The organism is Oceanobacter sp. 4_MG-2023 (assembly GCF_030689165.1).
GTDB lineage: Bacteria > Pseudomonadota > Gammaproteobacteria > Pseudomonadales > Oceanobacteraceae > Oceanobacter.
On sequence record NZ_JAUYVV010000003.1, the window covers coordinates 99,343 to 111,254 of the forward strand.

General features: G+C 48.9%; 9 protein-coding genes. All 9 read left to right on the forward strand.

Annotation, left to right across the window (positions count from 1 at the left end; translation table 11 throughout):
- Position 1 precedes the first annotated feature (1 nt).
- On the forward strand, positions 2 to 2,224 hold the full coding sequence (locus tag Q8W24_RS03600; RefSeq protein WP_305474428.1) for an FAD-dependent oxidoreductase: 2,223 nt from the start codon (positions 2 to 4) through the stop codon (positions 2,222 to 2,224).
- On the forward strand, positions 2,217 to 3,212 hold the full coding sequence (locus tag Q8W24_RS03605; RefSeq protein ID WP_305474431.1) for a DUF547 domain-containing protein: 996 nt from the start codon (positions 2,217 to 2,219) through the stop codon (positions 3,210 to 3,212). Before Q8W24_RS03600 ends, Q8W24_RS03605 begins: the two co-directional genes overlap by 8 nt.
- Positions 3,181 to 3,930 (forward strand): TIGR04283 family arsenosugar biosynthesis glycosyltransferase, encoded by a 750-nt coding sequence (locus Q8W24_RS03610; RefSeq protein WP_305451434.1) that lies wholly within the window; start codon positions 3,181 to 3,183, stop codon positions 3,928 to 3,930. Before Q8W24_RS03605 ends, Q8W24_RS03610 begins: the two co-directional genes overlap by 32 nt.
- Positions 3,927 to 4,571, forward strand: a complete 645-nt coding sequence (locus Q8W24_RS03615) for a TIGR04282 family arsenosugar biosynthesis glycosyltransferase (protein ID WP_305474432.1) — start codon at positions 3,927 to 3,929, stop codon at positions 4,569 to 4,571. Before Q8W24_RS03610 ends, Q8W24_RS03615 begins: the two co-directional genes overlap by 4 nt.
- A gap of 44 nt (positions 4,572 to 4,615) precedes the next feature.
- Entirely contained in the window at positions 4,616 to 5,644 is a 1,029-nt protein-coding gene (locus Q8W24_RS03620; protein ID WP_303431286.1) for a methyltransferase domain-containing protein, read from the forward strand.
- A 41-nt stretch (positions 5,645 to 5,685) separates the two neighbouring features.
- Positions 5,686 to 6,492, forward strand: coding sequence for a sterol desaturase family protein (locus tag Q8W24_RS03625; RefSeq protein WP_305474434.1), 807 nt, complete (start codon positions 5,686 to 5,688; stop codon positions 6,490 to 6,492).
- A 306-nt stretch (positions 6,493 to 6,798) separates the two neighbouring features.
- Positions 6,799 to 8,277 (forward strand): ATP-binding protein, encoded by a 1,479-nt coding sequence (locus Q8W24_RS03630; RefSeq protein WP_305474435.1) that lies wholly within the window; start codon positions 6,799 to 6,801, stop codon positions 8,275 to 8,277.
- Positions 8,274 to 10,946 carry a Z1 domain-containing protein gene (locus Q8W24_RS03635; RefSeq protein WP_305474437.1) on the forward strand — a complete coding sequence of 891 codons (2,673 nt, stop codon included), beginning with the start codon at positions 8,274 to 8,276 and terminating at the stop codon, positions 10,944 to 10,946. Before Q8W24_RS03630 ends, Q8W24_RS03635 begins: the two co-directional genes overlap by 4 nt.
- Positions 10,921 to 11,904: a PD-(D/E)XK motif protein gene (locus Q8W24_RS03640; RefSeq protein WP_305474439.1), complete on the forward strand. Its 984-nt coding sequence runs from the start codon at positions 10,921 to 10,923 to the stop codon at positions 11,902 to 11,904. The genes Q8W24_RS03635 and Q8W24_RS03640 overlap by 26 nt, the downstream gene beginning before the upstream one ends.
- Positions 11,905 to 11,912: the final 8 nt, after the last annotated feature.

Consider the following 11,912-nt stretch of genomic DNA (forward strand, 5'->3'; position numbering starts at 1 on the left):
GATGAAGAAGCTTTCCCTGATACTGTTGGCGCTGGCACTGGTTGGCAGCTTTTTTTACTTCGACCTGAACCAGCTACTGACACTCGACGGCCTGAAAAACGGCTTGAGCGATTTTGAACAGCAGCGTCAGGCGGAGCCTCTGCTCAGCGGCGGTTTGTTCCTGCTGGCCTATATCGTGATGGCAGCCCTGTCGCTACCCGGCGCGGCGATCATGACCCTTGCCGCAGGAGCCCTGTTCGGATTAGGCTGGGGGACGCTGATTGCATCGTTCGCCAGCTCCATCGGTGCCACGCTGGCATTCCTCGCCTCACGCTATCTATTGCAAGACACCGTACAAAAACGTTTTGGCGAGCGCCTGCAAGCCATTAACGATGGTGTCCGCCAAGACGGCGCTTTTTATCTGTTTACCTTGCGTCTGGTACCGGTCTTTCCCTTCTTTCTGATCAACCTGTTGATGGGACTAACCCCTGTCCGGGCCGCCACATTTTACGGCGTCAGTCAGCTCGGCATGCTGGCCGGCACGGCGGTATACGTTAACGCAGGCACCCAGTTATCGCAGCTGCAAAGCCTGTCTGGCATCTTGTCACCATCGCTGATTTTATCCTTTGCCTTGCTGGGCTTGTTCCCGTTGCTAGCCAAAAAACTGCTGGCCGTCATCAAAGCCAGACGTGTCTACGATGGCTACAAAAAACCCCGTCATTTTGACCGTAACCTGATAGTGATTGGAGCCGGTGCCGGTGGTTTGGTATCGGCGTATATCGCCGCCGCCGTCAAAGCCAAAGTGACCCTGATTGAAGCTAACAAGATGGGGGGTGACTGCCTCAACTATGGCTGTGTCCCCAGCAAGGCCCTGATCAAAAGCGCCAAGGTCGCGCATCAGATTCGCCATGCCGAACACTATGGCCTGACAGCAGAGACACCAGCAACCGACGTCCCCCGCTTCTCGTTCCGTACTATCATGGCGCGGGTGCATCAGGTGATTCAGGCCATCGAACCCCACGACAGCGTCGAACGTTACACCAAACTCGGTGTTGAGGTCATGCAGGGTTACGCCAAACTGATTGACCCCTGGACCGTTGAAATTCGTCGCCCGTCGTCCACCGGTGGGGAAGACGAGGTTCAACATCTGACCAGCCGTTCAGTCATTATTGCCACTGGCGCTCGCCCGACGATCCCGGATATTCCTGGCCTGAATGAAGTTGGTTACGTCACCAGCGATACATTATGGGACACCTTTGCCCAGCTGGATCAGGCCCCAAAACGCTTGGTGGTACTGGGAGGCGGCCCGATCGGCTGCGAGCTGGCCCAAAGCTTTGCCCGTCTCGGCTCTCAGGTTACGCAAATTGAACGTGGTCCACGCATTCTGGCACGGGAAGACGAAGACGTGTCCACCTTGGCTGCCGATTCATTACAACAAGATGGCGTCACGCTGCTGACCCATCATCGCGTCGTGCGTTGCGAACAGGTCGAGACTGAAGCAGGCGTTAGCAAGCGTATTGTTCTGGTCGCCCATGACCCGGCCAAGCCGTCTCAGGGCACGACAGAAATCACCCTGGAATTTGACCAGCTACTGTGTGCCATCGGCCGCAGTGCCCGACTGAACGGCTATGGCCTCGAAAATCTTAATATCGAAACCAACCGCACCCTGGTCACCAACGAATATCTGGAAACGCTCTACCCCAATATCTTTGCCGCCGGGGATGTGGTTGGGCCGTATCAGTTTACCCACGTTGCCGCCCACCAGGCCTGGTACGCTGCGGTGAATGCACTGTTTGGCTCATTCAAGAAATTCCGCGTCGATTATCGCGTCATCCCGGCCACGACCTTTCTTGACCCTGAAATTGCCCGGGTTGGCCTCAACGAGCAAGAAGCCAAAGCCCAAGGCATCGATTACGAAATCAGCCAATACAACCTCGACGACCTCGACCGGGCCATCACCGACGGTGCCGCCCATGGCTTTGTCAAAGTACTGACCGTGCCGGGTAAAGATCGCATTCTCGGCGTCACCATTGTTGGTGAACATGGCGGCGATCTACTGGCCGAATTTGTACTGGCCATGAAACACAACCTGGGACTCAACAAGGTGCTTGGCACCATCCACGCTTACCCAACCTGGGCCGAAGCCAATAAATACGTCGCTGGCGAATGGAAGCGGGCACATGCACCAGAGCGCGTACTGGCCTGGCTGGAACGCTACCATAACTGGAGACGCGGCAATGCCTGATACTCACGAGATTCACCGTCAAGTTCATCCTCCAATGGCAGAACCAGGACGTCAACGCCGGCCCAAACGGGTTATGGCCAGCGGCCTGGCCCTACTGTTCTCGCTGCTGGGTTCACTGCCTGTCCAGGCTGACACCGCGGCACCTGACCAGCCTGACGCCAGCGATCAGGTTATCGACGCCGGGCAAACGGTTAATGCCGGACAAGCCGTACATACCGAACAAGCAATGGACAACAGTGAAGCTGGACCAGCCTTCGACCATACCCAATGGAATCAGCTGCTCAGCCGTTATGTACACACCACTGCCGATGGCCAATCCACCCAGGTGGATTATCAAGGCATCAATGCCGAACGACCGTTACTGACGCAGTATCTGGAAGCGCTCGCGACCGCATCAGAAGCCGATTTCCAGCAATGGCACAAAGACGAACAGCTGGCCTTCCTGATCAATGCCTATAACGCCTGGACGGTCGAACGCATTCTGACCTCCTGGCCCAACCTGGACTCCATCAAAGACCTGGGTAATTTTTTCAGCTCACCCTGGAGCAAGAAAATTATCCCTTTATTGGGCCAAACCCGCTCGCTGGATGATATTGAACACACGCTGATTCGACAGCCCGGACGCTACAACAACCCGTTGATTCACTTTGCCGTGAACTGCGCCAGCATAGGCTGTCCGCCCTTACGGGCAGAAGCCTACAGCGGCGCCCAGCTCGACATTCAGCTGAATGAACAGACGCGCCAGTTCCTCAGCAACCGTCAGCAAAACCGCCTCGATGGCGACGTTCTGGCAGTCTCCTCGATTTTCAAATGGTATCGCGAGGATTTTGAACAGGGCTGGAAAGGCTACCAACGGCTGGAAGATTTCTTCCTTCACTATCATGCCGCCCTGGCATTACCAGACGACGCCATTCAACGCTTGCAAGCAGGCCAACAAGACATCGAGTATCTGGACTATGACTGGCGACTTAACCGCACCCTGCCCTGAGCACCGGATACCGGAGCACAGCCCGGTGCTGTCCATCATCGTCCCGATGCTGAACGAAGCCGGCTCCCTGCCCGACTTGCTGGCCCATCTGACTCGCGTTAGAGGACAGATAGGCAGCCACCGCTGCGACGTTTTGCTGGTCGATGGCGGCAGCCGGGACGATTCGGTCGCCATTGCCACCCAAGCCGGGTTCCGGGTAGTACCGTCAGCCCGTGGCCGGGCCAGACAAATGAACACCGGCGCTCAGCATACCCAAGGGCACTTGCTGCTGTTCCTGCATGCCGATACCCGGCTACCGGAACAGCCACACCAGGTGATCGAGCCACTGCTTCAACATCATTTATCACCACTTTGGGGACGTTTTGATGTAACGATCAGCGGTGACGCCCTGATGCTGACGGTGATTGCCACCCTGATCAACCTGCGCTCTCGCCTGAGTGGTATTGCTACCGGAGATCAGGCCATGTTCGTCAGCCGTACCTTGTTCGACCACGTTGGCCAGTTTCCCGACCAGCCACTGATGGAAGATATCGAGCTGTCCAAGCGCCTGAAGCGCCAACAACGCCCACACTGCCTGCGCGCCCAGGTACACACCTCAGGCCGCCGCTGGCTGCAACATGGCGTGTGGCGCACCATTTTCCTGATGTGGCGGTTACGCTGGGCTTACTGGCGCGGCGCGCCGGCAGAACAACTGGCAAAGGAATACAACAAAACATGAGCAAACCTAACACCCGTACACGACTGGTAATCATGGCCAAAGCGCCACTGCCGGGTTACGCCAAAACCCGGCTGATTCCGGCCCTGGAAGAACAGGGGTCTGCCCAACTGGCCCAGCGCCTGCTGCAACACACTCTCACCGAAGCACTGGCCGCCGGGATTGGCCCGGTTGAACTGTGTGTCAGCCCTTCGGTACACCATCCGATCTGGTCGACTCTGGCACTGCCAGCTCTCGTCACCCTCAGTGAACAAGGCGGTGGCGATCTTGGCCAGCGCCTCAACCGGGTCGTACACCGTGCGACCGCCGCCGGTGAAGCCATACTGTTGATAGGCACCGATTGCCCCGGCCTGAGCCGTGACCATTTACAGACAGCCGCACATGCTCTCGATAGCCATGACACCTGCCTCACGCCCGTTAGTGATGGCGGCTATGCCTTGCTCGGATTACGGCAACCGCTGGACAGCCTGTTTACCAATATGCCCTGGAGTACCGCCGCCGTGGCACAACTCAGCCGTGAACGCATTCTGGCTGACCAGCGCACCCTGGCCGAACAACCCATGCTGCACGATATCGACGAACCCGACGACCTGCGACATCTGCCCAGCCACTGGCTGGTGACAGAAGCGCTCAACGCCTGCTGATTACCCATCGACCTCACAACCAGCCCCGCTCCGGAGCCACTGATATGCATGACATCGTTCAAGACTACTACGGCAAACAGCTACAAAGCTCCGCCGACCTGAAAACCACCGCCTGCTGTGACCCAACCGCCATGCCAGGCTGGCTCAAACCCCTGCTGGCCGCCATTCACCCGGAAGTATTAACCCGCTACTACGGCTGCGGACTGGTATGCCCAACCCAATTACGCGGCTGCCGGATTCTCGACCTCGGTTGTGGTGCCGGTCGTGATGTTTACGCCCTGGCTCAGCTGGCCGGGCCTGAAGGTGAAGTGATTGGTGTCGATATGACTGACGAACAGCTGGCCGTTGCACGCCAACATCAAGACTGGCACGCCGATGCATTTGGTTTTTCCAACGTTCGTTTTATTCAAGGCTTTATCGAAAAACTCGACGAACTCGGTCTGGAACCTGAGTCATTCGACGTCATTGTTTCCAACTGCGTGATCAACCTCTCCCCCGACAAAGCCGCCGTGCTGAAAGGCGTCCACCAACTGCTGAAACCCGGTGGTGAATTTTTCTTCTCCGATGTGTATTCCGACCGCCGCGTCCCCGCTGCCGTACGTAACGACCCGGTGTTATATGGCGAATGCCTGGGCGGCGCCCTGTATACCCAGGATTTCCTGCGGCTCTCAAAAGCCAATGGCTTTGCTGACCCGCGTTTAGTCGAGGCTCACCCGCTGGAAATCACCGACGATGCCCTGGCCTTGTCGACCGGCAATTTACGCTTCTCTTCCGCCACCTATCGACTGTTCAAACTCGAAGGGCTGGAAAGTGAATGCGAAGACTATGGCCAGGCTGTTATCTATAACGGCACCCAGACCCTGTCGCCTCACTGTTTTGAACTGGACAGCCACCACCGCATCGAAGCCGGACGCCTGTTCCCGGTGTGCGGCAACACCTGGAAAATGCTGCACGATACCCGCTTTGCAGAACATTTCCGTTTTATCGGTGACTTCAGCCAGCACTTCGGGTTATTTGAAGGCTGTGGCAATGCGCTACCGGAAACCGACACCAATACCCAGGCCTGCTGCTGACAGACGGCCAACACAGACCTCAAGGACACACAGGACAGACCATGACCGACTGGCAGACATATGAACCGATCATCCGTACCAGCGTCTTTTTTGGGGTCTTGTTATTGATGGCGTTGCTGGAAATGCTCCAGCCGCGCCGACCGCTCCACGCCAGCAAACCACAACGCTGGCTCAACAACCTCGGCCTCGTCGTTCTCAACAGCCTGATACTGCGACTGCTGTTTCCTGCCGCTGCCGTCGGCATCGCCCTGCTGGCCGAACAACACCATTGGGGACTACTGCATACCCCACTGCTTGAACAGCTGCCCAGCCCCCTGCTGCTGGTTGCGACCATCCTGCTATTGGACTACCTGATTTGGGCGCAACACCGGGTTTTTCACGCCGTGCCGTTATTATGGCGATTACACCGCATGCACCACGCCGATCTTGATATCGACGTCACCACCGCCCTGCGTTTTCATCCGCTGGAAATACTGCTGTCGATGCTGATCAAAACCGCCGTTATCACCCTGCTTGGCTTACCGGCACTGGCCGTCCTGCTGTTTGAAATCCTGCTGAACGCCTCTGCCATGTTTAACCACGCCAACATCAGGTTGCCCAACCACCTCGACCGCCACCTGCGACGGATCATCGTTACCCCCGATATGCACCGCGTGCATCATTCCTGGCACCCAACTGAAACCCACTCCAACTTCGGCTTCTTCCTGAGTGTATGGGATCAGTTGTTTGGCACCTACGTCCCTCAACCCAAGGATGGCCACCTCAATATGACCATTGGCCTGAAACAATATCGACAGCCTCAGGATTCAAGGATTGATCAGTTATTAATACAACCATTCAAGGAGTGAGGGGAGAGAGAAGAGCGGATCAATTCCAGCGATTATGCAGATTGGGGAGAGTTGCTGAGAAAAAACTTCCAGTACTGCCTGGTAATAGTTGGGCAGAATAACCAAGAAACTAAAATCATCATATAATTTAATTATATAAATAATTTATTTAAGCCTCCCATCATATTGTTATAAAAATCCACACTCTCCAACCCAATCAGGTCATTTATTGATCAGGATTTTAAAGCTTGCACCGACTCCCCGAGAGAGTCAGAATAACATACTGATCAATGTCAATTGGATTCTGATTACAACGGAGGAATAGCTATGGGAAGGCTTTTTCACTTGCCTCCAAGTGCCGCTTGTCTGTCTGCTTCAATGAGAGACCTGGGTTATTCACTGGAAGCTGCAATCGCAGATTTAATTGATAACAGTATCAGTGCAAACACCAGCACTGTTGATATAATTTGCGATCAATCTTCTGAAATACCTGCTCTCGTTATCCACGATAACGGTCATGGGATGAGTGAAACAGAGTTAATAAATGCCATGCGCCATGGCACAATCAGCCCACAACAGAACCGTTCTCAACATGATCTTGGACGATTTGGCCTCGGGCTAAAAACTTCTTCATTCTCACAATGCCGCTCTCTAACAGTAGTAAGCAGAAAAGATGGAGTAACCAGCGGTGCAGAATGGAATCTGGACCAGATTAATGCCGATGACGACTGGAATCTGACGATTCTGGATGATGCTGACATTGATGCATTGCCTTTCATCCAGAAACTAAATGAACATGGAACAGCTGTTATTTGGACAAACCTGGATCGCCTGCTGGAAAGTGAAGAAGAAGATCAGCGGGATGCTATCGTCAATGAAAAACTTGAAGTTGTACATCGACACCTTGCATTGGTTTTTCACCGCTTTCTTGCTGGTGAAGTCAAAGGTTATAAACAACTATCCATAACAATCAATGGCCATCCTGTAACTCCATTCGATCCATTTTGTAGAAAAAACCCGGCCACCCAAGTATTGCCTGAAGAAATAATCCGTATCAATGAAACAGAAGTTCGGTTTCAGCCATACATCCTTCCACATCACAGTCGCTTGTCTACTTCAGAATATGACTATTACCAAAGCCGTAGTGACTTCATATCAAACCAAGGTGCCTATGTGTACAGAAACGGGCGATTGATGGCTTGGGGAGACTGGTTCCGAATGGTGCCCAAAGGAGAAGCAACCAAGCTTGCCAGAGTACAAATCGACTTTCCCAACAGTTTGGACGAAGCGTGGACAATTGACATTAAAAAATCCAGAGCCCGTCCTCCACAAGTTGTACGTGAACGACTACGCCAAATTATCGACCGAATAACATGTAGGAGCGTACAGGTTCATCGCGGCCGTGGAGAAAGGCTATTCCAGGAAAGTCGTGTTCCTCTATGGGAGCGCTACGCCGACCACAATGGCATTCACTTCTCTCTGAATGAACAGCACCCATTGATAGCCGCTTTGGAAAAAAAACTTGCTTCCAAGGAAATAAATATCCTACATATACTCTTGGATTCAATATCTGCCTCTCTCCCAATAGAAATGATATATTCCGATTACTCAACCAATCCTCACGATATCAAAAAATCATCAATAACAGATAGAGAAACAAAAGATAAAATATTGAATTTATGGCAGGCAATATATGGTGAAAGCCTTGGCAATACTGATGATTTCTTAAATATTTTACGTTCAATTAAAATTTTTGAAGATAACTTTGATGAAATAGAAAAACATATCAAGGAGGAATTCTCATGAAGAATAAAATCAATGGAGAAAAACAAAAGCTCACCAGTGCTCTTATTACTTTATTATCTGGTGAAGCTAACAAGGAAGTGCCAACTCATGAGGAGGTTGAAGAAATAGCAAAGCAAATTTCTTTAATGTTCGGATACACTAATGAACTGGACACTGTTGTAACAGATGTATTGATAGCTCTAGTCACACGTATGGGAGTTGGAGTTTCTCTGGTTGACGAAGATGCCAACCATGACCCTGATTGGGTTAAACGTAATGGAGTTAATGGGGTTTATACTGATGCTTATGAACGTTTTTTAAAAGAGCAAGGCTGGGGACCCGAACTGGTGCAATCCCTCAGCGATGTCACTATGCGTATTCTCGGCCATCTTCAAGACCCCCTCAGTGATGAAGCACGCTGGAACCGTAGAGGCCTTGTTATAGGGCATGTACAATCCGGTAAAACAGCCAATTATACTGGTTTGATCGCCAGAGCATCTGACTCTGGTTATAAGTTCATTATTGTTATTGCTGGTATTCATAACAATCTCAGAAAACAGACCCAGCAGAGAATTGATGAAGCTTTTATTGGTAGATCAAGTGACCCCGAGAATCGTTGCAGTATTGGAGTCGGGAATATTATTTCTGACAAATATCCTCACCCCGCTACACTGACAAATATAAACGAAGATTTCAATAAAAATACTGCAGAGAAAAGTGGCTGGCAAATAAACGATTTCAGCAAACCTATCATTCTGGTTATAAAAAAAAATGTTTCAACCTTGTCCGCTTTACACAAATGGCTAAAAACGCTTAATGCCAAAAAAAATGGCCGAATTTCCGATGTTCCAATGTTATTAATTGATGACGAGGCAGACAATGCATCAATCAATACCAACAAAGAAGAAATAAATCCAACTAAAACAAATTCAATGATTCGTAAAATCCTTGGGTTATTCGACAAGTCCTGTTATGTGGGTTACACCGCAACACCCTTTGCTAACATTTTCATTGATCCCGATTCTTATGACAAAGAAGCTCTAGAAGAATTATTCCCAAAAGATTTCATTCATTGCCTTGATGCACCTACAAGTTATTTTGGTGCTGAAAAGGTTTTCATCGATGAAGCGAATAGTAAAAAAGTTATTCGATCGATCGATGACTGTGAAGAGTTACTTCCTCAATCACATAAACGTGATGACACTATAATAGAATTACCAACCAGTCTCTACACAGCTTTTAATATATTTATAATTGCTCGTGCTATTCGTAATCTTAGAGGCCAGAAAAGAAAGCATTGCTCAATGATGATCAATGTATCCCGTTTTGTCCCCATACAACAAGCTGTTCGTAGTTTTTTAAGCCTGAGAGAAAAGCAAGTCCGTGCTGCAGTCAGGGCTAATTATGCAATGCCTGAAGAAATTTCATCTAAAAACAAGTATATGCAAGAGCTGCGCTTGGCTTTTGATAATGAATATTCAAATTATGGATATTCATGGCTAGATGTAAAGAGTGCACTCTTTGGTGTTTTTGATAATCTCCATCTTTATGTCATTAATAGCAAAAGTGATGAAGTCCTTGACTACAAAAAGTATGAAAAAGAAGATATTGGTCTGACGGCAATTGCTATTGGTGGACTGAGTCTGTCTCGTGGATTGACAATAGAAGGATTGACTGTCAGCTATATGTATAGAAATACAAAGATGTACGACACTCTGATGCAAATGGGAAGATGGTTTGGCTACAGACCTGGCTTTGAAGATTTGTGCCGCATATATCTATCCAATGATTCAATAGATTGGTACTCCCACATTGCAGAGGCATCAGAAGAACTTGTACAACAAGTTAAAAAAATGAGGAGAGATGGCCTGACTCCTAAACAATTTGGCCTGTACGTACGATCTCACCCGGAACGATTGCTTATAACGGCAGCCAATAAAATGCGCTCAGCCCAACAAGAATCTTTCCAGCTGAGTTTCAGTGGAAAGCTCCAGGAAAGCCATATTGTTTCTACCAATACAGATGTAAATAGTCACAATATAAATCTTATTTCAGAATACTGGGAAAATGGATTTAATGGAAAAATTGCCGAACCAACCAAAAAAGGCTATATATTCAGAGACGTTTCAATTGATATTATTGTAGATTTTCTTACTAAGTTTGAATGTCATTATCTTTTTGATAAAGACAAGATGAATATTATCAATTATTTGGAGGAGCTAATCGATATACAACCTGTTGCCGATGTTTTACTCATATCACCTCCCAATGGATCTGGTGGTGAACGTCCATTCACACTCAAAAATCAGGAGCGTGCCGTTGATGAAGGCAGGCTAGGTAATAATTATTGGCAATTAAATAAAAGTCGGGTTGCATCACGAGGAGATGAGCAGCTAGGGCTTTCTGATGAGCAAATTTCAGAAGCATACTCCCTAGCTAAAAATGATAAAATTACAGCTAATGTATCTGATGTACATTATCGAGCAGTCAGAAAAAAACCACTTCTTATGCTTCATAGCTTGTCTCCCAAAAGCGATATAATACAAGGTCCGATTGCGGCATTTGGAGTTAGTTTTCCAAGTGGTAATTGGCTCCAAACTATAAATGTTGTTGTGAATCAGGTTTGGCTAAAACAACAGGCAGAAGGTACTCCCGACAATCCAGATGATGAAGAAGATTATGATGCATGATTCTCCATGGGATGAAATTTCTGTCCCACACCAAGACTTACATACAAGAAGGCTGACTCACCAAACAGCTGTCCCTTGCTTTTGGGGGAGAGATACCAATGGAAACTGCCTGTTTATTATAGAGCTTACAGGTAACTTAATCCCTCAGTATCGATTGGGCCTGATACCGGTAAAAGGGGTTAGTATAGATCTTCGTGGCGAATCAATTCACAGTCCAAAACAACGACTGATATTGACTTTAGAAAAACAAACCGATAGAGATATTTTTGAAAGCCTTTGTCAAACATTAGCCATCGCACTCGAGAAAGCTTCAGACTCTGTCAGTTCACTAGCGATCACCTTTGCACACCTTCGCCGCTGGAAGGTTTTTTTGGCTGGACGCAACCATCACATGTCTCCGAGACAAGTCCTTGGTCTTTTCGCAGAGATTACATTTCTTCTGGAGCTATTAGAACAAGACAAATCAAAAGATTATGCGCTACAATCTTGGTTAGGGCCGGAGATGTCCCATCAGGATTTTATATATGGAAATACTTCTGTTGAAATCAAAGCTATCTCTGGCATAGAAAGAAATTCAGTAAATATATCATCGGAGGATCAGCTTGAATCACTCAATGACAATCTTTTTCTGCGGATTTATCGGTTGAGTAGCCTATCTGAGTCAAAGAATGCTCAATCATTAAATAATATTATTGAGTCAGTTTATTGCACATTAAACGACCCCGATGACATTGATAATTTTAATGAAAAATTATCTCTTTATGGTTACACCCCAATAGCAATTTATGACAAGCCTTGTTTTTTGGTTAATGAATGCCGAACCTATAAAATAAATCATGATTTCCCCAGAATAATACGATCAGAGATTTCTTCTGGATTGACAAATGTAAAATACGATATAAATTTGGAATCCATTACCTCATTCGAGTGTGATAGAGCACATGTTTTCAAGGAGTAGGAATATTG

What these genes read in the sequence shown, in the direction of transcription:
- Q8W24_RS03600 (WP_305474428.1), top strand. Translation starts at nt 2, where the DNA reads ATGAAGAAGCTTTCCCTGATACTGTTGGCGCTGGCACTGGTTGGCAGC.
- Q8W24_RS03605 (WP_305474431.1), top strand. Translation starts at nt 2,217, where the DNA reads ATGCCTGATACTCACGAGATTCACCGTCAAGTTCATCCTCCAATGGCA.
- Q8W24_RS03610 (WP_305451434.1), top strand. Translation starts at nt 3,181, where the DNA reads ATGACTGGCGACTTAACCGCACCCTGCCCTGAGCACCGGATACCGGAG.
- Q8W24_RS03615 (WP_305474432.1), top strand. Translation starts at nt 3,927, where the DNA reads ATGAGCAAACCTAACACCCGTACACGACTGGTAATCATGGCCAAAGCG.
- Q8W24_RS03620 (WP_303431286.1), top strand. Translation starts at nt 4,616, where the DNA reads ATGCATGACATCGTTCAAGACTACTACGGCAAACAGCTACAAAGCTCC.
- Q8W24_RS03625 (WP_305474434.1), top strand. Translation starts at nt 5,686, where the DNA reads ATGACCGACTGGCAGACATATGAACCGATCATCCGTACCAGCGTCTTT.
- Q8W24_RS03630 (WP_305474435.1), top strand. Translation starts at nt 6,799, where the DNA reads ATGGGAAGGCTTTTTCACTTGCCTCCAAGTGCCGCTTGTCTGTCTGCT.
- Q8W24_RS03635 (WP_305474437.1), top strand. Translation starts at nt 8,274, where the DNA reads ATGAAGAATAAAATCAATGGAGAAAAACAAAAGCTCACCAGTGCTCTT.
- Q8W24_RS03640 (WP_305474439.1), top strand. Translation starts at nt 10,921, where the DNA reads ATGATGAAGAAGATTATGATGCATGATTCTCCATGGGATGAAATTTCT.